Source organism: Gardnerella rara, assembly GCF_055452355.1.
In genome coordinates, this window is the sequence record NZ_JBVBJP010000002.1 from 291,865 (window position 1) to 317,550 (window position 25,686).

At 43.1% G+C, this 25,686-nt stretch carries 35 protein-coding genes and 1 other RNA gene; 31 read left to right on the top strand and 5 right to left on the bottom strand.

Going from position 1 to position 25,686, the window contains the following annotated elements; genetic code table 11:
* Nucleotides 1-52: 52 nt before the first annotated feature.
* From ACZ0NX_RS02915 to ACZ0NX_RS02925, 3 genes are all read left to right on the top strand, one after another.
* Nucleotides 53-1,783, top strand: a complete 1,731-nt coding sequence (locus ACZ0NX_RS02915; protein ID WP_464405391.1) for an alpha-amylase — start codon at nt 53-55, stop codon at nt 1,781-1,783.
* A gap of 116 nt (nt 1,784-1,899) precedes the next feature.
* Nucleotides 1,900-2,296: a transfer-messenger RNA gene (gene ssrA, locus ACZ0NX_RS02920) on the top strand.
* Nucleotides 2,297-2,529: 233 nt separating this feature from the next.
* The gene (locus ACZ0NX_RS02925; protein WP_464405393.1) at nt 2,530-3,960 is read left to right on the top strand and encodes a tyrosine-type recombinase/integrase; all 1,431 of its coding nucleotides are present in this window, start codon (nt 2,530-2,532) and stop codon (nt 3,958-3,960) included.
* Nucleotides 3,961-4,013: 53 nt separating this feature from the next.
* Here the strand turns inward: ACZ0NX_RS02925 and ACZ0NX_RS02930 are convergent, their stop codons facing one another.
* The 4 genes from ACZ0NX_RS02930 to ACZ0NX_RS02945 form a co-directional block, all read right to left on the bottom strand.
* On the bottom strand, nt 4,014-4,403 hold the full coding sequence (locus tag ACZ0NX_RS02930; RefSeq protein ID WP_464397740.1) for an ImmA/IrrE family metallo-endopeptidase: 390 nt from the start codon (nt 4,401-4,403) through the stop codon (nt 4,014-4,016).
* A 150-nt stretch (nt 4,404-4,553) separates the two neighbouring features.
* The gene (locus ACZ0NX_RS02935; RefSeq protein WP_415702344.1) at nt 4,554-5,339 is read right to left on the bottom strand and encodes a DUF1829 domain-containing protein; all 786 of its coding nucleotides are present in this window, start codon (nt 5,337-5,339) and stop codon (nt 4,554-4,556) included.
* Entirely contained in the window at nt 5,336-5,785 is a 450-nt protein-coding gene (locus tag ACZ0NX_RS02940; RefSeq protein WP_250309610.1) for a DUF6978 family protein, read from the bottom strand. The genes ACZ0NX_RS02935 and ACZ0NX_RS02940 overlap by 4 nt, the downstream gene beginning before the upstream one ends.
* Before the next feature lie 18 nt (nt 5,786-5,803).
* Nucleotides 5,804-6,274 carry a helix-turn-helix domain-containing protein gene (locus ACZ0NX_RS02945; RefSeq protein WP_464405396.1) on the bottom strand — a complete coding sequence of 157 codons (471 nt, stop codon included), beginning with the start codon at nt 6,272-6,274 and terminating at the stop codon, nt 5,804-5,806.
* A 111-nt stretch (nt 6,275-6,385) separates the two neighbouring features.
* On the opposite strand from ACZ0NX_RS02945, the gene ACZ0NX_RS02950 reads away from it, so the two are divergent.
* Nucleotides 6,386-6,640, top strand: a complete 255-nt coding sequence (locus tag ACZ0NX_RS02950) for a helix-turn-helix transcriptional regulator (RefSeq protein WP_464405398.1) — start codon at nt 6,386-6,388, stop codon at nt 6,638-6,640.
* Nucleotides 6,634-6,966, top strand: a complete 333-nt coding sequence (locus ACZ0NX_RS02955; RefSeq protein WP_464405400.1) for a hypothetical protein — start codon at nt 6,634-6,636, stop codon at nt 6,964-6,966. The genes ACZ0NX_RS02950 and ACZ0NX_RS02955 overlap by 7 nt, the downstream gene beginning before the upstream one ends.
* A 150-nt stretch (nt 6,967-7,116) precedes the next feature.
* Here the strand turns inward: ACZ0NX_RS02955 and ACZ0NX_RS02960 are convergent, their stop codons facing one another.
* Nucleotides 7,117-7,707, bottom strand: a complete 591-nt coding sequence (locus tag ACZ0NX_RS02960) for a hypothetical protein (RefSeq protein ID WP_464405402.1) — start codon at nt 7,705-7,707, stop codon at nt 7,117-7,119.
* 32 nt (nt 7,708-7,739) lie between these two features.
* Here ACZ0NX_RS02960 and ACZ0NX_RS02965 point away from each other — a divergent pair, with 32 nt between their 5' ends.
* The 26 genes from ACZ0NX_RS02965 to ACZ0NX_RS03090 all read left to right on the top strand — a co-directional run bounded on the left by ACZ0NX_RS02965 (nt 7,740) and on the right by ACZ0NX_RS03090 (nt 25,676).
* Complete coding sequence (locus tag ACZ0NX_RS02965) at nt 7,740-8,111, top strand: hypothetical protein (protein ID WP_464405404.1); 372 nt, start codon at nt 7,740-7,742, stop codon at nt 8,109-8,111.
* The gene (locus ACZ0NX_RS02970; protein WP_464405406.1) at nt 8,111-8,626 is read left to right on the top strand and encodes a hypothetical protein; all 516 of its coding nucleotides are present in this window, start codon (nt 8,111-8,113) and stop codon (nt 8,624-8,626) included. The genes ACZ0NX_RS02965 and ACZ0NX_RS02970 overlap by 1 nt, the downstream gene beginning before the upstream one ends.
* On the top strand, nt 8,623-8,823 hold the full coding sequence (locus tag ACZ0NX_RS02975; protein WP_410314241.1) for a hypothetical protein: 201 nt from the start codon (nt 8,623-8,625) through the stop codon (nt 8,821-8,823). The genes ACZ0NX_RS02970 and ACZ0NX_RS02975 overlap by 4 nt, the downstream gene beginning before the upstream one ends.
* Nucleotides 8,824-9,013: 190 nt before the next feature.
* Nucleotides 9,014-9,214, top strand: coding sequence for a hypothetical protein (locus ACZ0NX_RS02980; protein ID WP_016797627.1), 201 nt, complete (start codon nt 9,014-9,016; stop codon nt 9,212-9,214).
* A gap of 1 nt (nt 9,215) precedes the next feature.
* Nucleotides 9,216-9,437 (top strand): DivIVA domain-containing protein, encoded by a 222-nt coding sequence (locus tag ACZ0NX_RS02985; protein WP_464405408.1) that lies wholly within the window; start codon nt 9,216-9,218, stop codon nt 9,435-9,437.
* A 9-nt stretch (nt 9,438-9,446) separates the two neighbouring features.
* Complete coding sequence (ssb, locus tag ACZ0NX_RS02990; RefSeq protein ID WP_464405410.1) at nt 9,447-9,941, top strand: single-stranded DNA-binding protein; 495 nt, start codon at nt 9,447-9,449, stop codon at nt 9,939-9,941.
* A gap of 56 nt (nt 9,942-9,997) precedes the next feature.
* A complete protein-coding gene (locus ACZ0NX_RS02995) occupies nt 9,998-10,552 on the top strand; it encodes a hypothetical protein (RefSeq protein ID WP_464405412.1) in 555 nt (184 codons plus the stop codon).
* 13 nt (nt 10,553-10,565) lie between these two features.
* The gene (locus ACZ0NX_RS03000) at nt 10,566-10,904 is read left to right on the top strand and encodes a hypothetical protein (protein WP_464405414.1); all 339 of its coding nucleotides are present in this window, start codon (nt 10,566-10,568) and stop codon (nt 10,902-10,904) included.
* A 225-nt stretch (nt 10,905-11,129) separates the two neighbouring features.
* The gene (locus ACZ0NX_RS03005; protein ID WP_016797637.1) at nt 11,130-11,267 is read left to right on the top strand and encodes a hypothetical protein; all 138 of its coding nucleotides are present in this window, start codon (nt 11,130-11,132) and stop codon (nt 11,265-11,267) included.
* Nucleotides 11,268-11,384: 117 nt separating this feature from the next.
* Nucleotides 11,385-11,693: a hypothetical protein gene (locus ACZ0NX_RS03010; protein ID WP_464405416.1), complete on the top strand. Its 309-nt coding sequence runs from the start codon at nt 11,385-11,387 to the stop codon at nt 11,691-11,693.
* Nucleotides 11,675-12,388, top strand: a complete 714-nt coding sequence (locus ACZ0NX_RS03015; protein ID WP_464405418.1) for a hypothetical protein — start codon at nt 11,675-11,677, stop codon at nt 12,386-12,388. Before ACZ0NX_RS03010 ends, ACZ0NX_RS03015 begins: the two co-directional genes overlap by 19 nt.
* A gap of 150 nt (nt 12,389-12,538) precedes the next feature.
* Nucleotides 12,539-12,907: an HNH endonuclease gene (locus tag ACZ0NX_RS03020; protein ID WP_016797643.1), complete on the top strand. Its 369-nt coding sequence runs from the start codon at nt 12,539-12,541 to the stop codon at nt 12,905-12,907.
* A 403-nt stretch (nt 12,908-13,310) separates the two neighbouring features.
* A complete protein-coding gene (locus ACZ0NX_RS03025) occupies nt 13,311-13,535 on the top strand; it encodes a hypothetical protein (RefSeq protein ID WP_464405420.1) in 225 nt (74 codons plus the stop codon).
* Nucleotides 13,504-14,940 (top strand): phage terminase large subunit, encoded by a 1,437-nt coding sequence (locus ACZ0NX_RS03030; protein ID WP_464405421.1) that lies wholly within the window; start codon nt 13,504-13,506, stop codon nt 14,938-14,940. Before ACZ0NX_RS03025 ends, ACZ0NX_RS03030 begins: the two co-directional genes overlap by 32 nt.
* A complete protein-coding gene (locus tag ACZ0NX_RS03035; protein WP_464405423.1) occupies nt 14,937-16,430 on the top strand; it encodes a phage portal protein in 1,494 nt (497 codons plus the stop codon). The genes ACZ0NX_RS03030 and ACZ0NX_RS03035 overlap by 4 nt, the downstream gene beginning before the upstream one ends.
* On the top strand, nt 16,330-17,499 hold the full coding sequence (locus ACZ0NX_RS03040) for a VG15 protein (protein WP_464405425.1): 1,170 nt from the start codon (nt 16,330-16,332) through the stop codon (nt 17,497-17,499). Before ACZ0NX_RS03035 ends, ACZ0NX_RS03040 begins: the two co-directional genes overlap by 101 nt.
* 111 nt (nt 17,500-17,610) lie before the next feature.
* A complete protein-coding gene (locus tag ACZ0NX_RS03045; protein WP_410312243.1) occupies nt 17,611-17,859 on the top strand; it encodes a hypothetical protein in 249 nt (82 codons plus the stop codon).
* Nucleotides 17,860-17,949: 90 nt separating this feature from the next.
* Nucleotides 17,950-18,411, top strand: a complete 462-nt coding sequence (locus tag ACZ0NX_RS03050; protein ID WP_464405428.1) for a hypothetical protein — start codon at nt 17,950-17,952, stop codon at nt 18,409-18,411.
* A gap of 30 nt (nt 18,412-18,441) precedes the next feature.
* The gene (locus ACZ0NX_RS03055) at nt 18,442-19,356 is read left to right on the top strand and encodes a phage major capsid protein (RefSeq protein WP_464405430.1); all 915 of its coding nucleotides are present in this window, start codon (nt 18,442-18,444) and stop codon (nt 19,354-19,356) included.
* A 391-nt stretch (nt 19,357-19,747) separates the two neighbouring features.
* A complete protein-coding gene (locus ACZ0NX_RS03060) occupies nt 19,748-20,098 on the top strand; it encodes a hypothetical protein (protein WP_464405432.1) in 351 nt (116 codons plus the stop codon).
* A gap of 1 nt (nt 20,099) precedes the next feature.
* Nucleotides 20,100-20,396, top strand: a complete 297-nt coding sequence (locus tag ACZ0NX_RS03065) for a hypothetical protein (protein WP_464405434.1) — start codon at nt 20,100-20,102, stop codon at nt 20,394-20,396.
* Nucleotides 20,393-20,758 carry a hypothetical protein gene (locus tag ACZ0NX_RS03070; protein WP_464405435.1) on the top strand — a complete coding sequence of 122 codons (366 nt, stop codon included), beginning with the start codon at nt 20,393-20,395 and terminating at the stop codon, nt 20,756-20,758. The genes ACZ0NX_RS03065 and ACZ0NX_RS03070 overlap by 4 nt, the downstream gene beginning before the upstream one ends.
* Nucleotides 20,759-20,769: 11 nt before the next feature.
* Nucleotides 20,770-21,363 (top strand): phage tail tube protein, encoded by a 594-nt coding sequence (locus ACZ0NX_RS03075; protein WP_464405437.1) that lies wholly within the window; start codon nt 20,770-20,772, stop codon nt 21,361-21,363.
* 106 nt (nt 21,364-21,469) lie between these two features.
* The gene (locus ACZ0NX_RS03080) at nt 21,470-21,787 is read left to right on the top strand and encodes a hypothetical protein (protein WP_016809867.1); all 318 of its coding nucleotides are present in this window, start codon (nt 21,470-21,472) and stop codon (nt 21,785-21,787) included.
* Nucleotides 21,788-21,789: 2 nt separating this feature from the next.
* The gene (locus ACZ0NX_RS03085) at nt 21,790-22,176 is read left to right on the top strand and encodes a DUF5361 domain-containing protein (protein ID WP_464405439.1); all 387 of its coding nucleotides are present in this window, start codon (nt 21,790-21,792) and stop codon (nt 22,174-22,176) included.
* Nucleotides 22,176-25,676: a tape measure protein gene (locus ACZ0NX_RS03090; protein WP_464405441.1), complete on the top strand. Its 3,501-nt coding sequence runs from the start codon at nt 22,176-22,178 to the stop codon at nt 25,674-25,676. Before ACZ0NX_RS03085 ends, ACZ0NX_RS03090 begins: the two co-directional genes overlap by 1 nt.
* Nucleotides 25,677-25,686: the final 10 nt, after the last annotated feature.

Consider the following 25,686-nt stretch of genomic DNA (forward strand, 5'->3'; position numbering starts at 1 on the left):
GGAGTGAAGTAAGAACAAAGCAAAGCCGCAATTCTTGCAGAAAGGAACAACGATGATCCACGGCATAAAAGCATTTACAGGCTTTAATAAAAAGGCGTTTGTAAAGTTAAAGTTTGTGTTGGCAAGAGTTGCGGCTATAACATCTTGTGTTGCTACCGTTTTGGCGGGAGCAGTAGTCGCAAGCAGCCCAGCGATTGCATATGCTGGCTCAAAATCATCTCAAAAAACTACAGAAAAAGGCGTAATCGTAACAGCATTCCAACAAAATTGGAAAAGCATAGCTAAGGAATGCAAAAAAACGTACGGCCCAGAAGGCGTAAAATACGTGCAAGTATCGCCAGCTCAAGACCATATTAAAGGCAATCAGTGGTGGACAAGTTACCAGCCAGTAAGCTATAAAGTCAACTCAAAGCTTGGCAACGAAGAAGAATTTAAAAATATGGTAACAACTTGCAAAGCTGCTGGAGTGGGAATAGTAGTAGATGCTGTAATAAATCACACTAGTGGCTTTGCAAACAAAGATACCGTTGGCGTTGGTGGAAGCAAGTATGATGCTGCAAATCAATCGTTCCCAGATGCTGGATATACAAAAGATGATTTCCACAAATCTACAGAAAGCATAGGAACCTACAAAAAAGCCGAAGTTGTTTGGAATAATAGGCTTGTTGGTCTTTTAGACCTAGACACGTCTAGCAAACACGTTCAACAAACTTTGGGAGCATACTTTGCGTACATGCTAAAGCTTGGAGTTGCTGGGTTTAGAGTAGACGCCGTAAAGCATATGTCTCCGCAAGACGTAAAAGGCATAAAAGCGGCGGCGGCTAAGGCTGCTGGAACAACGCCAGATAAAATATGGTGGATGCAAGAAACAATCGGAGCGCCTGGGGAAGAAGACCCTAGAATTGAGCCAGACCAATACCTAGAAACGGGCGAAGTTAAGGAGTTTCAATACTCTTACAGGTTGCGTAACTATTTCTACGGTTCGATTGAAAATCTTAAGAATATTACAGATAAGTTGATTCCAAGCAAAAAAGCTGCGATTTTTGTTACAAATTGGGATACTGAGCGAGATAATGCAAGCAGAGTTTTAACGTACAAAGATGGCGAAAAGTATAAGCTTGCGAATGCGTTTATGCTTGCGTACCCGTACGGAACTCCAAACGTGTTTTCGGGGTATGAGTTTACGCAAAGAGACGAGGGGGCGCCTGGGGCAACAAGCACTTCGATTCCAGATGTGAGTTGTGCAAGCGGTTCCAGGTGGCAGTGCACGCAAAGGTGGACTTCGATTCGCGGAATGATTGGGTTCTACAACGCTGTTAAGGGCACTAAGGTTACTAATTGGCAAGATGACGACGATAATAACGTTGCGTTTAGCCGAGGAAACAAGGGTTTTCTTGCGATTAACAACACGGAAAAGCCGCAAAAAGTGAGTTATAAAACCGATTTGCCAGACGGCGAATATTGCAATGTTTACGAGTCTAAAGATTGCAGTAAAACCGTTAGCGTTAGTGGCGGTAAGGTAGAGACCACTATTGCGGCGGAGTCTGCTGTTGCTCTTCATGCTAATGCTGTAAAGAGCCTTGGAAATGCTAGAGCTAGAAACGTTACAATATTTATTTGCGTGTTTGTTGTGTCAATTTGTGTGTTTGTTGTTAATAGAAGATTTGTTGAAAAATCGAAGAAGCTTGCTAAGGGTGATAAGGGTGCTGAGGGTGCTGGTGGCGCTGGCGGTGCTGGTGCTGCTGGCGATGGTGGTGCTGCTGGCGATAGCAATGAAGCTTAAAACAGGTTGACTCTATCACTGTATTTATTTATAATAATTATTCTGGCTTTTGCCAGTGTTTAATCATTATTTAGTGTTTAATCACTAGTTTGATAAACCAGTTTGATAAATAAAAAGGGGTCGATCGGTTTCGACGGTGATCTGTTCGCCGCGGGGAAGCGTGCCGAGAATGCGAAAGTCCACTCGTAAACGTCCTTTCGCAAAAGAATAAGTGCTAAATCTAATCGCACTGAGTTCGCTCTTGCTGCCTGAGCTTCGCGCCAGGATTAACCAGTGAGCAGCTGCTCCGTTTACCCACTCACGTCTTCGGGGTGGTGCTAAACGTCATTAGAAGACTTGCTTGAATTGCCGAGCTGCAGGGTAGTTCAGGGACTTTTACTGTAGATATGCTCGCCATGAATTGTCTGCAATAACATGGGGGCAGAAAAATTGCCGAATGGCCAGCAGACTACGCACGTAGAAGACCGAGGGTACGGTTTCCGGACCGGGGTTCAATTCCCCGCGACTCCACAAACGCAATAACGCCACTGCTCAAACAGTGGCGTTTTTTGTAGCAAATCCCAATGTTTTCAATGCTTAAGGCTCAAAAGCTTTTAATATTGAATTGTGCAAAATAATACATTCTGATACCATATAATACATTATGAAGGGCATTATAGGGGGCATTGAAAAATGACCTTCAGAAAATCGATGCCCTTCATTGCCCTAAGTGCTAAAAATTGGTTAATGCGAAGGGAATATGCATTATGGCACGGCGTAGTTTTGGAAGGCTCAAAAAAGTAACACGATCATACGGCGCTGCATACGTTGCACGCTACTCAACACCTCCAGCAGCCTTAGCAGAAAACCCGTCACTACCAAAAGAATTCACGCGCACCTTGCCAGCAGCCTACCGCGTAGAGCTAGAAGCATGGCTTGCTCAAGCAGAAAAAGAAATAGCATTAGGCACATGGACACCACCAGCCAAAATAAACCGTCACGAAATAGACAAAAGCTCAATCACATTCGCTCAGCTAGCAGACGACTATATGCAAAATCAGCGCAAACCAGACGGGAGCAAGCTGGAAGAAACCACGCAATCACACAAAGAAGGACGATTGCGCAATTATCTTCTACCAGCATTTGGAGAAAGACGCATCAAAACAATCACAAGCAAAGACATACAAAACTGGTATGACGCATTCGACTGCGACGAACTTACAGGAAGAAACACAGTAGCACGATCACACTGCTACACACTGCTTAGAAGCATATTCAACTACGCTTGCACAAAAGAAGTAAACGCAACTGGAGAAACATTGCTGCAGCGCAACCCTTGCACGCTCAAACTCAAAAAACCACGCACAAGGCACGAAAGCATTGCCATCAGCATTGCGCAACTTGTTGACATATACAGCATGATGGCACCACATTTGCGCATCGGAGTCATGCTAGCTGGAGCGTGCGGATTGCGCGAAGGCGAATGTTGCGCACTCACCAGGAGTGACGTAGATCTTAACGCAATGACAATCAGCGTCAACAAAAGCTTAAAAAGCATAAACCATTTAGGGCAAAAACGACGCCTTGAGGTAGGCAAACCAAAAACAGCAAGTAGCATAAGAAAAGTACCAATACCAGAATGGACGCGCGAATACTTTGAAATGCACATGCGGCAACAAATGCCAAGCGGCAAACCAGATGAGCTAATACTACATACTCGCACACCTAGAGCGTTCGTTGCACCAGCAAGCCTTAGAGAAAGCTTCAACCGCGCAATAGCACACATGCCGTCGCTCAAGGATATGCATTTCCACGACCTTCGGCACACCGCACTCACGCACTATGGAGAAGCAGGCGCGAGTCTTGCAGAACTCATGGAAGTCGCAGGACATAGCGACATTAAAACCGTATCCGTATATCAGCAAATCAGCCAAGAGCAACGCAAAAGAACATCAGCTAGACTTAATGAACAAGCAAAAGAAGAACAACTTGGAATAAAACAACAAAGCGTTGAAACACAAAAAACTGTAGAACCTACGCAAAATCAAGAAAAAGACCCCCTCATAGCAGTACTAGCAGCACTCACACTAGATCAGCAAGTAGCAACGCTCAAAGCAATAGACAAAACGAGGCAAGCTACAATAATCAGCCAAATGCCCCCAGAAAATCAAATTCAGCTACTTTCACGGCTACTTTAGGCTAAAAATACACAAAAAAGGCGCTGAAAATGTAAAAATCGCAATTTTCGGCATCACACAAGAACGGGAGTGGAAAGAAAAGAGCGATAATCCTGGATAACATCACAAGTAACGCCAAGAGCTTCAGATAGAGTCCAGACATCAGTGCCGTACATTGCTTCCGCAAACTTATAATCAACATCGCTAATGAGTCTAGAAGCCGTTATGCGCCTTGTACGAGTCTCAAAACGCGAATCAAATCCGCAAGAAACATCACGGTACTCCGCATGAACCAGCTCATGGCATAGCGTACACAAACGCTGATGATCAGCTAAACGCTCATCAAGAAGAATCAGCCTACAAGCATCGTAGTAGTATCCGCACACGCTACCAGAAAGGCGACGTTCTTCAACGCGTACACCAAGGCGCGCGGCATCATCATAAAGCGAATCAAAACGAAGCATAATGCAACCCCAACGAAATCAACACAATGCGGTATACTCTATAGAAATGGATTGGGAGTACTCGGTCGGCGAAAGCTCTAGGCGTTATGCCTAGGGCTTTTTGCTTTTCTTATTATCTACATCAATTTCATAATGAGCATAAAAGCAGTATTAAGCTGCACGCAACAACTCAGAACGTTCCTCGAGATTGGAAAAAGGAATAACTTCCACACCATAGTTTTCAAAAGCTTCCAAAGCAGCAGGCTGCAAAGGACGCTCTCTATCATCGCCAATCACAAACAGCTTAGAACCTTCGCGCTCTTTTGCTTTACAAGTATCCTGCCAGCTCCACATAATATCGCGAACAGCAGTTTTATCAAACTTATTAGGAGCATGGCAGAATCTAGTAGGATATTTTGCGCTACGCTGGAACAAGAAATCAAAACTATGTTCATATCCAGAAACACCGCGAATAATTACATTTGGTGTGTAGTAAACTTTGCAAGACTTCAACACTTCAGCAACATCGTCAGCAAAATACTCAGCCACATGCCTACGTGAAACTTCAGTCATAGAATTCAACGACAAAAGAGCCTGAGCATAACGGTTCAAAGCATTAGCGTAGTTATCTTCAGCATCAAGAGTAACCTCACCATTATTAGTGATACTCACACCATACCTGCGTGCCAAGCACTGCATACGTTCCAAACGCTTTTCAGTAATACTCACACCCTTATGATTCAAAGTGGCAAAAGTATAACCATCGTCAGTAAAAGCAACACTGTTACTACGATCAATGCGCACATAAAAAACAAGGTCGTCGCCAGAACAATCAAGAAAAGGTAACGTAACCTCATTCCATTCGCCAATTCGCTCAACAGTAGAAGACCTACGCAACCACGACGTATAGTCATCAAGAAGCGCGGGAACATCAAACGCTACACTACTTGCACTCATAATAATGCACCTTGGAACTTTGGCTTTTGAATTACATGAAACTTATCAAGTAATAGTATTGTATCATGAACGAAGTCAGGCGAATCTATATTCGCTGCAACTGCAACAAAATCATCAAATCCTTCACGATAAATATGCCAGTGAGTGCCGCCAATTCTTGTTCCATCTGGATTAGTATGCGTAGAACCATTCACGCACAAACGAATCAGAGGTATGCCAGAAACACTAATACGTGCAGATAAAGTATGCTTATTTGCACGTATGTTTCCCCTATACAAAGCGATAGTAAACGAGTGTTCTTGTGATTCAACATGAAACTCAGCATTATGCACGCCTTGAGCAGGCATAGTAACAACACTCTCAACGGCACGCTTAGTTTCTTCGATAAGTGAATTAGCTTCAGTCTGCGTTAGTGTAAAACGCGGCGTAAAAGATTTTCTGCTCATAATATAACCGCCATGCAATTAGTCACGAGGGGTGGAGGATTCGAGGAATTTGTTAGGGTCGGTATGAGCCATAAGAGCAAACCGAGAAGGATCAGCAGCAATCAGGTCAGCAATATGGCTTATGTAATCATCGTCCGCAGCACTTGGAGGCACAGTTGATACATCAGAGCTAGAAGACGCACTCGACTCGGAAGAATCCGAAACAGAAGAATCAGGCACTAATCTTCTTTCCCCCATTTCTGATATTAAACGAGAATATGCAGAATCAATTACAGAGCGCGGGTCTGCATCTATAAGCTCGCAAGTATTCAATAAAGCCTCTAAAGGTATAGAAGGTTTGGCGTTTAACCATTTAGAATAACCAGACCTTGAATGCCCTAGTTCATCAGCAATTTTCGTCTGAGAGATATTTCGAGACGCAAAATTGCCTTTTAACTCAAGACCTACGAGTTGAGCGAATCTTTCGCTTCTATTTGTTTCTTTGCTCATATTACTGATATTACTCAAGTGAGCAATTAAAATACAAACTTTGATAAAAAAGTTATTCATATCGGTGTGTCGCGCTTGCATATGTTCGATTTGTGCTTTATCGTTACTCATATGAGTACCGATAATATACGAAAGAGCTTCGGAAACAACTTGGAAGAAGTCATAAAGAATATTGGAATGACTAAAAAAGCTGTATCCGAAAAATCTGGAATTCCTTATAGCTCATTAAATGCAATTATCAAAGGATACAGGTGCGTAACACTTGAAGCGATTCTTTCTCTTGCTGAGGCAATGAACATTAAGGCATCTTCTCTTATACCTTCATCTCTTCTTGCAGACGGCAAAGAAAAGAGTCAACCATGTTAGACGGAATAAACCGCGTGCTCAACACAGACTGCGGCGTGGACACAACCAAAATCTTGGAACTCGTAGCCGAATATCGCAATGCACTCGATCAAGAAGAAAACGCGTTCGACAAACTCAAAGAAGCCGAGTGTAAGTGCCAAGCACTACAAAAAGCCGAGCAAGCAGTCATAGACACGCACCAAAAATATTGCGACGCGGTAAAAGAACGCCGCCGACAGCAAGACAAATTCAACGAAAACAACGCGGAATTAGTCGACGAAGTAGACAAAACTGCAGACGCTCGTAGAGACGCATTAACGCAACTACTCAACGAAATAGGGAGGTGAGGAGGATGAGCGGCAAATTAGCAGTACAGCTCGCAGTCGCGGCTATTCAAGTCATACTCCTAATAATTCAAATTGCGGCGATTCGTGCATCAGAGCCAAAGCATGAAGCTAATAGAGAAAGCAACAAAATAAAAATACTAACACCAAAAGTTATATGGCATCCCGATGTGACAGTTTATAAAACCAAACAAACGGGCGATATGAACGCTTCTCAGGTATTGGATTATATGGCTGCAAAGCAAACTTGCCTTCAAGCTCAATCAGCTGCGAAACGTATTTATGGCAACGCACAGGCCGCGCCATCCACCGAACGCGGAACCCGCTACGTTGGGCGTTCTTATGCTTATAAGCAACGACCAATACCGATTCACCACACGAAATACTCGGTAAAGCAGAAGGAAGAAGGATTTTACGAAGTCCACGAGCATTTACGGCTCCCTCTACAGGCTTAACAATAAAAACATCGCAGTCGATAGCAGAAAGAGATACGTCAAATGCATCACAATCCCCAGAATTGGTCAGGTTTACAGCGTAATCAGGCTCTCCTCTCGTGTACAACATATCCAATCCACGGAATTCAGGAACTACAGCTGCGAACGCATCAAAAGAATCGAAAGGCATAGAAACCCAGCACGCTTGAGGGCGATTATGCCATGGCCACCAAACTGTGAAAATAGCGGAAACAACCGCAACGCCAGCAGAAAACCATGTTGCAGCATCGCCTAAATTATCAAAACTCATACACAAAAGTGTAAAGGAAGAAAGGAACAGAAATGGAAGAGACAGCAATGGAAGAACAAAAAGGCAAAGAGCTCAAAGGCAATAAAGAGTACAAGAAGCTCAAGAAGCTGCTTAAGAAAGCGTATAAGGCTTCTGTTAAGGAAAACCAGCTTGAGGCATTCGTAAAGGAAGCAAAGAAGAATTTCCCTGGCTACATGGAAGCAGAAAAAGCATATGACGAAGCCCCTAAAGGCGCAGACTCAGTTAAACGTGCAGCACTCAGCCGCGTGGAAGCTGATTTTTATGAAACATACGCCGAGCAGATAGATAAATATCGCAAAACAGGAGAAAAAGCCTTCAGACTGCGCTGCCGCGTTAGTGGCAAGCTCATCCACGCTGGTGAAAAAGAAAGCGAGGAAGAGTGATGCAAAAGAAGCTGGACAACAAGAAAGAAGAGACGAAAAACGTAGCCATTGAGTGCGGTCGCAGATTTTACATTCTAGCACTTCAACGCGTTTTACAAGCTCCAGAAGAGCTTCGTTCTACGCTTCAAGATTTAAACATGAATCTTCAACAGTACATGAACCAACATTGCACGCATGGAGATCAGGTGCAGGCAACATGGCTTTCGTTGCTATCTTTCTTGGATATGATTACAGCACTTTCACTTGTTGAAGCGTCAAATGATACGAATATTGACGATGAAATTAACCAAATTCAGACCTCAGGTTTTTCTTTGGATGATTTACAAACCTTAGAAGACCTTATACTCGCAACAACCCCCGATTTTGAACTGGAACAGGCTGTTAGACGCTTAGATAACAAAAAAAGAGATTTCCTAAGTGCGAAACGAGAATACAAGTATCAGGCATTTGTGCTCAACGAGATATTCAAAGACTACATCGCAAAACATAAAGAGAGCGTAGAGGAGGCAAAATGAGCTTCGTACAAAAATACCCGTACACAATAGCACTCATAAGCCTTGTGTGCTTTGCTATTAGCTTTTGGTTTGCAATAAGGAATATGGCTTATTGCTTTAACGGAGCAAACATTTTAGGAATTGCAGGAACAATTATTGCAGTTGTTTTTGAAATTCGTTCAGTATCAATAATTGACGAAAGACTATTAGAACAATGAAAAAGCGTATAGCAATAATCATCGGCGTACTTATAGCAATAAGCGGCCTAACACTCGTTTTCAGCGCCTTCTACAACTTAAGTCTTTACTTATGCGTGCCACTCGGATTGTTCCTCGTGCTCATGGGGGTTTCGGGTGTAATAGCAGCAACTGAGATTCCAGACGACAAAAAAATAGAAAAGGACAAACAATGAGCACATCAGCACTTACACCAAGAATCCCATACAAAAGGCTATGGAGCCTTAAAGAAGTATGCGATCAGCTCAGCATGGACAAACGTGCAGTAATGAAGCTTGTAGACGCAGGAATATTGCACATGCCTCACGGCCGCTTACCAGGCAGCAAAGTTTACATTACAAACACAAGCATTGAAAAGTACGTAGGTGAATGAAATGGCTACTTTACTAACGCCGAAAGATGTAAAAAACATGCGATTCACGGAGTGCCTTGGCTTTTTTGGAACGCAAAACGGGTACGACGAATATGAAGTAGATCAAGCATTAGAAAAAGTCCAAGAAACTATTGAAATACTCGGCTGCGAGTGTATAAAAGCGCAAAAAACAGCATCAGAATACCGTGCGCAACTTGTAGCAGCAGGATTGCTAGTTGAATAAGGAAGAGTCATGAGCGATAACACATACTATATTGCAGGGAATCTTACAAAAGACCCAGTAGTAAGCACTACTCCTAACGGGATTACTGTAGTGAATTTTACAATTGCTACGACCACTCGTGCGCTAGATAAGCAAACCTCGCAATACAAGGATACTGGCACTGTTTTTATGCGCTGCACAGCATGGAGAGCGCTAGGAGAACACGTTGCCAAAAGCCTTACAAAAGGCATGAGAGTTATCGCGTATGGGAAGCTAGAACAAAGCACGTACGAAGCCGAAGACGGCTCACATCACACTTCAATCAAGCTCAGCGTGGAGGATATTGGAGCGTCAATGCGATTTGCAACAGCGCAAATTACGCAAATAAAGCAGCAGGGCATGCAACAAATGATTTCGCAGCCTCAGCAAATACAGCAATCACAGCAGCCTCAAGTGGCCAGTCAAGAACCTTGGGCTTCAAAAAGCAATATAGACAACTATTACAGCGAAGAACCAGCATTTTAATAACTAAATTAACGAATTTTAGAAAACTATATATAAACCTTACGAAAGGAACAATAATGGCACCACTATCTGCAGCAAGGCGAAAAGAAGCGTGCGAATTGGTTATTATCGCAAAATGCGATGGTATTAATACGTTAGATTCTAGAGAATTGAGACTTGTTAAACGATATATGCAAGAAATAGGCGTGGAATCGTTAGAAGAAGCTTACAAACAGGCTCTAGAAGAAAAGAAAGCTCCTGAAGGTCAGCACAAACCAAGGAAAGCAAAAGAAAAGAATCTTAATCAACAGAAAAAGCCAGAATCTAAAAGCAACAATATTTCTACAAATTCGGAGGAGTTGCTTGAAAACTGGCCTGAAGGATCATTCGAGAAGTTTGCTCACCCGTTGCATTACAAAGATTTTGTTGACAAATGTAAAGCAAATCCAAATCGCGTAGCACTGTTCAAAGAAGGCCTTACAAGGCATACAGCATATGATACGGCTTTACGAGTAAGGAATGCCAGATATAGGGCATTTGCAGCAAGTAAAGGCCATTTTGAGGCACGAATACTGCAATGTGATGAATCTTATTCGGTATACGTGAAATACGTGCCACAAAAAGCAGCGTAAAAGAGGATTAATAATGCTAGTCATATCAATACCACCTCAAAAGCCAGCTTTACGCTATTTTTCGCAAATTCACCGCATTTACGCTAATAGTGCGTACGCAAAACCAGAGATAGCGCCTGCTGTGCTTACTGGCTCGCAGCACTTCAATAAAACCATTTTTGCTAATAGGCAAGAAGTTGTAATTAAGCCACAAAATTACAACAAGCTTGTATATGCACATAGTTGCAAGATGAATAGATCATATCCGTATGCTTTAGAACTTTATGGGTATTGGGCAAAAAATGAGCAAGATGAAAAAGCGAGTTCTAACCAAAAACAAAAAATAAGCGTAAACCCTTTTAAGTCATATTAGAACGTTAAAGCTGCAGGGGAGCAGTGGAATAGGTAAAAGTTTTTCTAGCTCCTCTACTGCACTCGCATTGGCCAAATGCGGGACAATTTAATGCGGCATAGACTTACGCCTCTTAGGCAGCGTAAATAGCCGCTGTAAAGACCTATATCGGTTTCCCTACCGATAACATAAGCGTTCCGTGGTATTGAGCGGAAAGAGTCGGGAATTGATGCTGCAAGGTGTCTTATGACAGGACGACCAGATAAGCGAACATGGCAAAGCCAGAGCCTTACAGCAAACCGCCGTGTGGATATTTTTTCACTCGTCATACGCGATGGCATGGCTCCGCCGAAAGCGCTGTATGGACGACCTAAAAGTCATTGAGAAAATGAGATTGAGAAAGCCGAAAAAGCTTTCTCAATTTATTTTCCCCTTGACAAGGTCGTCCCACTCAAGCAATTCACCACCGAAAGTACATGGAATTTTCGAGAGGAGGAAATTGTGAAATGTAGTCAAGATAAAAATATTAGTAAAAAACAAGAGAGGTTAAAAAAACTTACTTTTAGACTTTCTTACTTATACAAAATTCTTAACTCGATACACAAAATAGAAGTAGATGAAAGTTACATTATTACTGCACTCGGATTAAGGGCATTAAGCAAGTATGACATAAATGGGATTCATGCATTGCAACAACTTATAAGTAGCGGATTAATGCCAAGACCATTTAAGAAACATGGAATACGCTACTGGAATACTGAAAATCTTATAAATCATTTGGAAGGAATCTTATGCAAAGCTACACTGTAAAAGAACAACGTGAATATATGAAGATTCTTAGTTCGCTTCCATCGTTAAATAAGCAGTTATCAATGTTGGCATATTGCGAAGTAAAGCGTAGCCAATCAGGGTATCATACTCATGTAAACAGAAGTGTAACTCCAGTAAACTTGAGTGCTCTTGATGAACTTGATGAGTTGGAAAGTTTAGAGCGTGAAATATTAAGCCAACTCGGTAGCAGTAATTTAGCAATCGCACAGACTTCACCAATCATTACAGTGGTTAAAGCACTTAAAGATAATGCAAAAGAAATAGTCTTATTGGCCAGCGCATCAATATCTTATGAACAGTTAAAAAATATTAGAGATAAAGTGTTAGCAGATACAAATCCAAAGTTCTTAAAAACATTTGGATTATGCCCAAATTGCAGAAGACCATTGAGGTATGAAAGCACTAGAGAATGCGTTACTTGCCAATCATGCAGATCAGTGACGAACAGTAATGAAGTATTAAGTAATACTCGTAAAGAATTATCAAAGCTTACTTATGTTGGGAGTAGTAAGCAAGCATCGGAGTTTATGCATCGTGTGCTAAATAAAAACATTCCAGCAAGCACGCTTCGCAGGCTTCGTTCAACTGGTAGAATTCATACATCAGGTCAAGGTGCTGTAGTTGCGTGGAACATAAGTGAAATATTAAATAAGACTCGCCAGAAGAATTATTAGACTTGACAAAGTGAACACCAATAATGATATAATCACACTGTGGTGTGAAGTGGCCGCAAAGAAAGACCACCCCCACCCCTTAGAAAATAAAAGACGTTAAAGAAAGCCTCGTGGTTAATACCTCGGGGCTTTTTTGTAAGGTGCTTGCATATGCCACAGAAACCAAAGAGTAACCCCCGTAGTAAGTATGGGAGTAGGCGCAAAGCAATGCGCAAACGAGTGCTTGCTTACTATGACACTTGCTACTTGTGCGGCAAGCCAGTAGATAAAACTATTAAGACTCCAGACCCATTGAGCCCTGAAGTAGATGAGATAGTTCCAGTGAGTAGAGGCGGAAGCCCAACAGACTGGAACAACGTTCGGCTTACGCACAGGCAATGCAACCAGCTTAAGAAAGCACACACTGCAGCTTGGGCACAAGCAAGAATATATGAGAAAGAACACGGATTAGACACAGGCGTAGCGCCTGAAGCATGTTGCGACGCATACAATCAGAAAAACAGACACTCAAATTGGTAGACATGAGTAACGCAACACAAAACGTTTCAACCTTAGAACATTTCGACAGGGGGAGTAACCCCACGACTTTCCAAAGGAAACCAAGCCGGACAAAGGGCTAAAATCCCCCCACTAAATAGCCATTACGTTACAACCAAATCGTTACACGGTGATTTTTTCACTACAAAAAGGAGCAAAAATAACCATGAAATGCAAAAATTGTGGTCGTTTTTTCAAAACAACAGGCCGCGGACGCGCTCCAATGTACTGTAGCGAGAAATGTAGAGTCGATGCACACCGAAAAAAGAACCCAAAACCAACAAAATCAAAAAAACAAGAAGTACTTTTTGAGATTCCAGGCGCCTCAAAACCAATAAAAACGACAATACCAACAGACGAATTAACAAAAGACGCATTCGATAGAATGTGTGACAGCAGACTTGAAGACGAGTTAAGATTCGCGCGCGACATTTTACATGCAGCTCTCATAAGTCCAGATACGCCGCCAAGCGCATTGGCAAGCATGGCAAAACAATACATAGAAATAACAGAAAAGCTAGCAGGCGTAGTTGACGACGAAAAAGAAGACGACGAAAATATGGATTCGGAGGTAACTTTTGACGCAGTCTTTACTCCAGACCAAAGCTAGGCACTTTATATACCCAGATGGAATAGTTGCATCAGAATTCCCAGCATTGCAAAAGAAAGCATTACGATACGGCGTGACCTTTGACTCGTGGCAGTCTGAATTAGGCATGTACATATTAGGCAAACGCAGTAATGGCAAGTTTGCTGCAGGAGTGTCTGGCGTAGTAATGAGCTTGCCGCGCCAAGTTGGAAAAACGTATACGATCGGAATGATTGTAGTCTTTTTATGTTTAATGCACGAGAAAACTATTGCCGTTTGGACAGCGCATCACTCAAGAACAAGCGATGAAACATTTCGCGACATGAAAGAACTGATAGAAAACAACAGAGGAATAGCAAGATTTGTAAAAGAAATACGCAAAGCAAACGGCCAACAAGCGATTGAATTTACCAATGAATCACGAATCTTATTCGGGTCCCGTGAGCGAGGCTTTCGAGGATTACACGAAGTTTCCGTTATAGTTTTCGACGAAGCACAAATTTTAACAAATAGAGCACTTGATAACGCATTGCCAACATTAAATACAGCTTCAAACCCATTAGCTTTCTATATGGGCACGCCGCCGAGACCATGCGACCCTGGAGAAGTATTTAGAGATAAGCGCACAGCATTATTAAAAGGATCAGATAGAGATGGAATATATCTAGAATTTAGCGCAGACAGAAATTGCAATTTAGACGATAGAGAAGAATGGGCAAAAGCAAATCCATCTTATCCATCAAGAACAAGTGAATTAGCTATATTACGCTTACGCAGACAATTTTCCGAAGACTCATTCAGGCGCGAAGCTCTTGGAGTATGGGACGAACTCGCATTAGCAACATCCGCAATCAGCGACAAACAATGGCAAGCAGCAACAATAAGCAATCGCATAGAAGGCGGCGTTAAAGCATACGGCGTAGAGATCCCACCATCGCGAGACCGCTTAACATTATCCGCTTGCATGAAGTACCCCGACGGATACGCACACATTGAATTTTTAGAATCACATCCACTCACAGAAGGCACAGACTGGCTAATCGACTTCCTAGCAGAACGCAAACGCAACATGCTAGGAGTCGGAATCGACGCAGGAAGCGCAACAGGCATACTCTTACAAGATTTCGCAGACGCGCACATCCCAACAATATCGCTAACAATGCGAGACGTAGGGCAAGCATGCGGAAGATTCATGGACATGCTAGCAGCCGGAAAACTTACGCATTTACCAGATGAAGATCAGCCAGCACTTGCAGCATCAGTAAAAGGCGCGTCAACAAGACCTCTTGGCAAAAGCGGACTTTTTGCCTGGGGGAAGTTAGGCGATGACGTAGATACTACCCCGCTCGTGTCTTGCACGATGGCATTACACGCAGCATTCGTGAGTAAACGACATCCTGGAAGAAAGCAGAGGCTATTAGTATGATGTTACAAGATTTTGAGAATACAAGCTCGCAAACGTTGTCATTCGGTAGCAAAATTGATGGCGTAGATGAAAAAGACATGCCAACTATTAAAAGGCTTTACGATACATGGCAACAGCATTACGAAAGTAATCAAAAACGAACAAAATACTTTAACGCAGATGAGACGGTTAAAAATCTGAACATTTCCATTCCAGAAGATGTAGCTCGTAGAGTTAAAGCAGTCGTTGGCTGGAGTGCGAAAGCAGTAAGAGCATTAGCTGATTTAAGTGTTTACGACGGATTACAAATCAACGGTGACGATGTGCACAACATGCGTGCAATCGCAGAAGCAAACCAGTTTAGCGTGATTTTGCCACAAGCCATCATCAGCGCATACAAACATTCATGCAGCTTCTTGGCAATATATAAGGACGCCACCACAGGTGGAGCAGTAAGAATCGTACCTAGAAGCGCTCTAATGAGTTCCGCGTTATGGGATATGGCACACCAAGAAGTAAAAGCCGCAATGACCATTACAGGAACAAATGAGAAAAACGAAGTCAACGAAGTAAGATTCTGGCTCAAAGGGTACTCATACGAAGTTAAAAAAGTTGAAGGCGTGTGGAAAGCAACCGTTTCTGAACAGTCCTATCAAGGCGTATGCGTAGTGCCAATTTGCTACGATCCACAGCTCGACAGGCCATTCGGACGAAGCCGAATAACAAGACCGCTTATGAGCTATACGGATATGGCAATTAGAACCTTCGTAAGAATGGAAGCAACTGCAGAGTTCTACAGCATTCCAAAGATATGGTTCTTAGGTCTTTCTGAAGATGCACAAAAGGCGCAATGGAGCAGTTACGTTAGTGCAGTCAACGGTGTAACAAAGGACGAGGACGGAGATACTCCAACCTTGCAACAGCTTACACAAGCAAGCATGACTCCACACTCGGAGATGCTGAAAACGATTGCACTCATGGTAGCCAGCGAAACAGGTTTGCCAGCATGCGATCTTGGTATTACAACATCAAATCCAACAAGCGCTGAAGCAATGAGTGTAGCAGAACGCAAATTGACGCGCGAAGCAGATAGGCAAAATCTGATTTTTAGCCAATCGATTATTAAAGCGCTCGGCATTGCGGTTTGCTTACAAAATGATGGAATGACAACAATTCCTCCAGATGTTTATGCGGCACAAGTTGCATGGAAACCAACACAAGAAGTAAGCATGGGAGCTAGAGGCGACTTCTTCCAAAAAGTTGCAGCAACATGCCCATCGTACGCAATGAACGAAATCGCATGGCGACAACTAGGGTTCAGCGACGCAGAAAGCAGAACCTTACTCAGCGAAGCACGAAAAACGCGCGCTCTTGAATCACTTAACAGTTTGCTAGGCAAGGAGACGACAATTGGTAACAAGGGAGGATACGAATCGTCTAGCAGCAGCCAACAAGAAGATAAGCGACTCAGCGCAACAGGCGGCACAGGAAGTACTGCAGAAAATAGCTAGTGCACCAACAGAAGCTGCTCGCATTGCTCTCATAGACGAACTGATTCCAGCAGTAGCGTCACAATATAGCGAACAAATTGCTATGGCGGCTGCTAAATGGTATGAAGAAGTTCGCGCAGACGCATTGCCTGACGTTGACGACGGTTTCGAAGCATCACTCGCACAAACTTATTCCAAGAAAGCAATCGTTGAAGAAATTCACGATCATATACTTTCAAACAGAGGCAAGTTTGATGAAGCAATCGTCGACGCAATGGATAGATGGGTTAAAATACCAGGGCGTGCAACAATCGCTGAAAATTGCAAACGAGACCCTAAAAAACCACGCTATGCACTCGTACCACAAGGCAAAACATGCGCTTTCTGCACAATGCTTGCGGGCCGTGGCTTTGTGTATAAGTCTGAAAAAACAGCTCATAAAATGCACAATCATTGCGATTGTGTAGCTTGCCCTGAGTGGAATGCAAATCCAAACAAAATTAGAGGCTATGACCCTGACGCTCTTAGTGACGAATGGGATAAAGCCAAAAAAATAGTTTGGGAGAAAAACAAAGCAGAAGCTCGTAAACGTGGTAAAGATGCTAGCGAAGTTTTTGAGCCAAGCATGAAAGAAATTCTTGCGCAGTTACGAAAAACGCCTGGACTTTGTTCTGACGAATGCAAGCCAGTTAATAACGCAAAGAGTTCAAAAGGTTCAATAAATATACCCGACGGAGCGCGTGTTAACAGTAAAGAAAAGCGTGCTATGCAATGGATTGCACAATCAGGGCATAATATTACAGCAAACCCAGTTAAAAATATACAAAATCAGAAAAACCCTGATTTTACAATAGATAAAGAAATATGGGAATTAAAAACTATTTCAGGCAACGGTAAAAACACTATAATGAACGCGCTCAAGCATGGTAGCAAGCAAAGCAATAATCTCATATTGGATATTACAGATACTCCTATAAGTGAAAGCGAAATAATTAAAACAGCAAAATCTCGCTTACGGCGCGTAGAGGTACGTTTAAGTAAAGTATGGATTATTAAAGATGGCAAAACAGTTGGAATATACGAAAGCTAGTCATACCCTCAAACCAACTCGTTACGAGCTTAAGGGGTAAGAGGAGCCCTAGCTTTCATTTCAATTCTATCATATGGCTTTATCTTATTCAATACTTAGAAAGGGATTAACATGACATATCTTGCTAAAGCTGCACTATTCTGTGACCATTGCAAAGCTAAAGTCGAATGTGAACCCGAAGCAGAACCAACACTAGGATTTGACTTGAGGGAAGATTCTCCACTTAAAGGCTGGATAAATGTTGGGTTCAGTCACCACTTATGTGCTAATTGCGCAAAAGTCTATCTTGCTAAACGAGCAGAGCTTGAACGAGAACTTAAAGAAGAATACTTAAACGATACTAACGAATTTACGCTATAAATTATAGCAATTATCAGATTTTAGCCACCTTGCAAAAGGTGGTTTTTTATTAACCAGCCCCGCATGGGGCTTTTTTATTAAGGAGAAAAGTTGGAAAACACAACACAAGAGACAGAAACCGAAAAGGTCGAAGAACTCAACAATGCCGAAACTACTTCAACGGAAGAAAAAACCGAGGAAGTAGATTACAAAGCGGAAGCTGAAAAATGGCGCGGATTTGCACGCAAATGGGAAGCCAGAGCCAAGAGTTCAGAACAAGCAGCTGAAAGGCTCAAAGCAGTAGAAGAATCTGAAGCAAAGCTGAAAGAAAAACTATCTGCTATTGAAACCCAGCGCAAACACGATGAACTCACTCAACTCGTCGCAAAAGAAACTGGCGTACCAGCTGCACTATTGCGCGGTTCAACAGAAAAAGAATTGCGCGATCACGCAGAGGCAATTAAAGAGTTTTCCAAACCACGAACAGACAGTATTCGCCTTAACGACGAGCCAGACGGCTTAAAAGTAGACGACACACTCGCGTTTGTTCGCAAACTTTTTTCTAACGATTAAACAAAACCCTATGTAAGGAAGGTAAAAATTATGGCAACTTTAACAACTAAAACCTTGGAACTCCCAGATCATTTGCTACAGGGAATTGTAAAAGGTGTAACTTCTGGCTCTACTGTTGCAGCATTATCCGCTGCAAAGCCAACACTTTTTGGTAGTTCTACGCTCGTTACCTTGGAGTCGAGACCTCGTGCAGAGTTCGTGGAAGAAGGTGCAAACAAAAGCTCAACTAACGTTAAATTTGGTTCTGTACGTGTAACGCCTCATAAAACTCAGGTAACAATGCGCATCAGCGATGAAGTCGATTGGGCCGACGAAGACTACCAACTCGGCATTATGAAAACTCTTGCCGAAGAAGGAGCAGTCGCATTGGCACGCGCACTCGACTTTGGTTTACTCCATCGCGTAAACCCATTAACAGGCACAGTAACCGATTGGACGAATTACCTTACTTCTACAAAGAAAATCGTTGATGCTACTGCAAACATCGACGCAGACATTGAAAAGGCAATTGGCTTAATTTTGACAGATGGCGAAGGAACGGACGTAAACGGTTTAGCTCTCTCCAAGCCAACTGCTTACGCTCTTGCTACGGCTAAAGATAAGCAAGGTCATTTAATGTATCCAGAACTTGGATTCGGAACTGAAATGACTCAGTATAAGGGAATTAAGACAGCTGTGTCTACTACCGTAAACGGTCTTCCTGAAATGAAGCAGGACAGTGGCGTTAAAGCTATTGTTGGTGACTTTGCTAATGGCGTGTATTGGGGCGTTCAGCGTAAGTGCCCAGTAGATCTTATCCGATACGGTGACCCAGATGGTCAAGGAGACTTGAAGCGCACAAATCAACTCGCTGTGCGCTTGGAAGTTCAGTACGCATGGTACGTATTCGCAGAACGTTTCGCTGTTGTTAAGGCACCAGCTGGATCAGCAGTGGCATCTCACTAACAGGAAGGCGCTGGCATGGAAGTGTTCGCAACGTTTGACGACGTAAAGGCGCGCTACTCAGCAGCCTCAACACGAAACCGTGAAACGGTAGAAACACTGATATCTGATGCGTCAGCTCTTATACAAGCAAGCGCGCCAAAACTCACAGACAACAAGCGTCTACTTTGCTTCGTTTGTTGCAGCGTAGTAAGGCGCGCTCTTGCAGCAGCTGAAAACGTCGGCGACGGAATGACTGGAGTAACGCAAACGTCACAAACCGTGGGAGCTTTCTCACAATCGTGGAGTTTTACAAATCCAGCTGGTGACTTGTATTTAACTCGCGCTGAAAAACGCTTAATACGAGGGCAAGGAGCGCAAACAGGCTTTCATGTGGACCTTATAGGAGATTCAGATGAAAGGTGAAACAGTAACCGTTCTTTTCCCAGTATTCAACGGCGTTGACGCGCTCAACAATCCTATAGAAGTAGCACCAAAAGAGGAGCAAGTAGAAAATGTGCTTGTTTCTCCAGGGAACGGAGTATTTGCTAACGCAAACGCGGATAGCGAACTACAGCCATACGGCATAGAAGTGTCACGCATCTGCTACTTCCCTCGCTCTTGGACTTACAAAAGTCTACGAGGAGCAAAAATTCGGATTCGAGGGCGCGAATATTCAGTGCTAGGAGACCCAGAGCCACTAGACGGCGGTATGAGTCCAACCGCTTGGAATCTCGAAGTCGACGTAACAGACAAGGAAGGATGATGTGAGCAAAAACAACGTTAAATTAAACTTTGACGGCTTCCTACAACTGCGACGAACAGCAGGGCACACAGTAGTAGCAAAAGTAGCACAAGAAATCGCATCAAATGCTACATCAATGGCAACAGCTACAAAAAGCGGAATACACCCGAAATATGTGGCATTGCCAGTAAAAGATACTAAACAGGGTGCCGTCGCAATCGTTACAGCAGCAAGCAATCCTTCCAAAGAATGGCTGGCAACAATGCGATCAGAAGGACGACATCACTGGTTAGCAAAAGCTGTAGGAGCAGGTAAATGAAAACCATTGAAGAAACAGTTATCACTTACCTTAACGCAGATGGACACATTGACGGATTCGAAGCATCAGGGCTTGTGCCACAAAACGCAACAAGCTCAAGTAGCTTCATAACGGTAGAAAAAAACGGCACAAGCATAAGCGACAGGAAAAGAATTTACGCTCTTTCTGCATCAATTTATGCACCAAGCCAAATAAAAGCCGCAGAAGCTGCAGACGCTCTTGCTCTAACACTTATAGCAATGCCAGAGCATGTAGAAAACGTTGCAAGCGTAATCCTAGATACAATCACAATCTACCCAGACCCAGACACCCCATATCATCACCGATTCATGGTGAACTTCAGAATTAACACACCTTTATAAAGGAGATTTTTATGGTTAGAAACATTGCTGTAGCAAAACAATGCACAGGCGGAGTACTTTTCGTAGCACCAGCGGGCACACCGTTGCCTACAAATGCTACGGATAAGCTGAATGAAGCTTTTAAGAACGTAGCGGACTTGAATGAAGACGGAATCACACGATCCACCGATGTTGATACCACTGATATCAACAACATGAGTGGCGAAAAGGCGGCGTCATTCATCGCTTCCTACGAAGAAACATTCCAATTCGTGATGCTAGAAACCAATGCAGCTACGCTCTCAGTACGATACGGTAAAGACCGCGTTAAGGCCAACGGTGACGAAGTAACTTCGTTCACCACAGGCATGCCAAAGAATGAACACGTTAGCATTATTGCCGAGATTCTTATGTCTGGCATGAACAAAAAACAGCGAACAGTGATTCCTGACGCAGTCCTTACAGACACAGGAGATTTGCAATATCATTCTGGCGACGCAATTACCTACGACGTAACATTCTCTACCTTCCCAGATAAGCAAGGCAATAATTCATACAATTACTTTGCAGATTTGGGAGCATCGCAGCCAGTTAGTGGCGCATCTTCAGAACATAACAACGTCTGATAAATCTTGCTCACGTAAGGCTTTTATTCCTTTCACTTACGTGAGCAGCTCTTAACAAAACGAAAGGAACTTTCACTCTCTTACACATTCTTAAAAAGGACTAAATATGACGCAAGAAAAGAAAATTGTGCCTAAAGATGAGCCAATTCTTGTATCCATCAAAGGCGTAGAGCTTACAGTCGACCCACAAGTGCTAGACGATCTGGAGACATTGGAGCTTCTTTCACAATTAAACCCAGCAGACGATACAGAACCTAACGCTTTCGCACTTATTCCATTGCTTAAACGACTTTTTGGAGAAAAGTACAAGCAAGTTAAAAACGCTTTACGAAATAAGGAAACAGGACGAATCACTATGGAAGAAGTATCCTCTTTCGTTTCTGAATACTTACGTAAAGTCTCCCCAAACTCCTCACGCTCGTAGAAATGCTACGCCTCGCGCCAGATATCTTACGCGCGGATATTCAAAGATTCTACGGGCTTAACTTAGACGAAACAGGCGAAAGCATACGCGTTAGGCGAATGGCTGATTTAGCAGCAAATTTGCCAGATTGTGCGCTTATTTGGGGGAGAATTAACCCACAAGCACAATGGAATGCAACGCGACAATTGCTTGCGAATATTGCAGACAATACGGCTTTTCTAGCATTTTGCAAAACAAAAGACGCAAGCAAAGGCAAAAAGTTCAGCAATACAATCAAGCGACCTGGCTCAAAAACAAACAGCAACAGCACCACAATCAAAACAGGGCATGCGGAAAGTAGTGAAGAACTTTACGCTTTGCTTGGTATAGATAGAGAAAGAGACGAATAATGGCAAAAGGCGATACTGGCATTAATATTGCGCGCGCTTTTGTAGAAATTGTGCCATCTACAAAAGGAGTAGGTAAGGCTATTTGCGACGCTTTCAACAATGCCAACAATAGCGTTTCTCAAAAAGGCTCTGAATCTGGCAAAAAATATGCAGTTGGGTTCAATCAAAACGTTAGCAAAATTGGAAGCAATATTGCCCAAAAACTAACATCAGCCAACTCTACTGTTATACAAAAAGGCTCACAAGCAGGCACAGGCTACGCAAGCACTTTTTCTCAAAAAGCAGCAGGGATAGGCGGTAAAATCCAGCAAGCACTCAACTCTATGGCATCTCACGCACAAAAAAGCGGCGAAAACGCAGGCAGCGGATTTGCCAAAGGTTTTGGCTTAAAAATGGGCATGATTAGCGGCATAGCACAATCTGTTACCAGCAAAATTATTGGAGCTTTTGGCGGTATTACTAGCGAAATCATGAGCGCGTCTGACTCTGCACAAAAGTTTGGCGCAACATTGCAATTCGCAGGAGTAAGCAATAAGCAGATTAAAGAGCTTACCAAATCAACACAAACGTACGCAGATAAAACTGTGTATGATCTTGAAGACATACGCTCAACTACAGCACAGCTTGCATCGAATGGAGTAAAAGGCTACGACAAGCTCGCTGAAGCAGCTGGAAACTTGAACGCAATCGCAGGCGGAAACAAAGAAACATTTAAGTCCGTCGCAATGGTTCTTACTCAGACTGCTGGTGCTGGAAAGCTCACAGCAGACAACTGGCGGCAGTTATCACAAGCAATACCAGGCGCATCTGGCAAAATTCAGGAACAGCTTAAGAAAAACGGTGTATACACTGGTAATTTTGCAGATGCGATGCGCCAAGGCAAGATTACCAGCGAAGCATTTAATCAAGCACTGCTTGACCTAGGCTTTAATGATGTTGCCGTAAAAGCTGCACAAAGCACAGTAACAATCGAAGGCGCATGGGGGAATCTGCAAGCGTCTGTTGTAAAAGCTGGAATGGTAATCTTTGACTCAATCAAAGGACCAACAACTCAAGCAATGAGTGCAATTGCAGACGCAATTAGTGATCTAACCAACTCGATACAAGCACCATTGTCAGCAGCTATTAGTGGAGCTATTGACTGGTTTGGAAAACTCTTTGCAGCAATGCAAAACGTTGGAGTATTCGAGTCCTTTAAAGCAATATGGCAATCATTGTGCGACATTTTCAAAGAAGTATTCAGCATTGTCGGAGGGTGGGGTGCATTATTCCCGCCAGAGTCGTTATCTGCAGCCTTAAAGGGGGTTCTCGACGCATTAAATGGTGCCTTGCAAGTAGTTAAATTCTTGACACCTGCTTTATCCCCGCTTATTGCAGCATGGGCAGGATATGCCATTGCCGTAAAAGCCGCACAAATTGCCACATCAGGGTGGTCTAGCGTTACAAAAATAGCCACAGCGGCACAAGCGGCCTTTAACGTTGTAATGAGCATGAACCCTATAGGGGCAGTAGTACTTGCATTAGCAGCACTTACTGGCATCTTAGTTTGGTTCTTCACGCAAACAGAGACAGGGAAAAAAGTCTGGCAAGCACTGTGTGAAGGATTTTCGCAATTTATTGGTGGCATTGGGCCAGCATTAGGCACCATGTGGAACGGAATCATAAGCGGATTCCAAGGGTTTATCAATATATGCTCCAACGTTTGCAAAGCAGTGCAAGGAGTAATACAAAGCATTGTAGGAACATTAAGCCCTATAATTTCTACTGTATTAGGTGCTATTGGAGCTGCTTTTGGCCAACTCGCTCAGATAATTGGATCCGCATTCGCTGCTCTCCCTGCTCTTTTCAGCCAGCTTGGTGAAGCATTGCAAGGCTTATGGAATACGATATCAAGTATTGTTGAGCCGCTTTTTGAGCAACTTGCCAAAATAATTGGCCCTACTTTTTCTGAATTCCCTGCTCTTTTCAGCCAGCTTGGTGAAGCGTTGCAAGATCTATGGAATATATTTTCTACTGTATTAGGTGCTATTGGAGCTGCTTTTGGCCAACTCGCTCAGATAATTGAATCCGCTTTTGGCCAACTCGCTCAGATAATTGGATCCGCATTCGCTGCTCTCCCTGTTCTTTTCAGTAAGCTTGGAGCAATATTACAGGGCGTGTGGAATATAGTGTCAAACGTTGCAAAAGCGCTCAGCATTGCGCTTTTGCAACCTATTCAAGCAGTATGGAATTTCTTACAGACGGTATTCTCTGCAGTTGGGCAAGCAATACAACTTGTATGGCAAGCTCTCCAGCCGTTAATAAACGCTATAGGAACATTAATACCTACAGCAATAAATATAATGGCGCCATTGCTCCAAGGAGCTTTTTCTATAATTTGTACAGTATTTCAGACTCTTGGCAACATAATTGCAGCTGTGTTAATACCAGCTTTTAATGCGATTATTCCAATTGTTTGCGCTGTTGCGCAAACGGTAGGGGGAGTCTTACTTGCTGCATTCCAAGCAATTGTAGGAGTAATACAGGGAGTCATTCAAGTATTTACTGGAATTATTCAATTTATAGCTGGAGTATTTATAGGCAATTGGAACAAATGCTGGCAAGGTATTCAAAATATTTTTGGCAGTATTTGGACTGCGATAAAAAGCATCGTAACTGGTGTTTGGAATGCTATAAGTTCTTTAATTCAAGGAGGGTTACAAGTAATCCAAACTGTCTGGAACACCGTGTGGAACGCCATTAAAGGCATTGGAGAAGCAATTTGGAATGGAATAAAAGCGATTATACAGACTACTCTTAATACAATTAGCAACGTTTGGAACGCTTGCTGGAATGGTGTAAAAAGTTACTTCGGCACCATTTGGGATGGCATAAAAAACGGTGCCAAAGCTGGTATTGACGCAGTATTCCGCTTTGTTACTGGTTTGAAAGATAGAATACTTGGATTCTTCAGCAATGCTGGCCAATGGCTTTTGAATGCTGGCCGCGCGATTCTTGATGGTCTTCTTGCTGGCTTACGCCACGCGTGGCAAAGTGTTTGCAACTTCGTTGGCGGCATTGGCTCGTGGATTGCTAAACACAAGGGGCCAATCTCTTACGATAAAAAGCTGCTCATTCCAGCTGGCAACGCGATTATGCAAGGCTTCAGCAAGGGGCTTGGTAACTCATGGCAGGACGTGCAAAAGCAGGTCGCTGGATTCACTAAACAGTCTGGAAATTGGTTCAACGATTCTAATGCTATTCGTCTGAAAACTACTGTTGCGCCACCTGATGGAGGCTGGAATGCTCAACAAAACCAGATAGCAAAAGTTGCAGCAAACTATGAAGTCGACGCATCAAGAACAGGCTTAACAAAGCAAGATCTATACGATGCATTCGATGGAGTAATGAGCCAAGGCGTAGCACTGAAACTGAACGGTCGTGGCGGAGAAGTTATGGCTGGAATACTCGCAAAACCAATGAACAATGAGCTAAACAAAATGGCAACACTAGGAAGATAAAAGGAAGGGA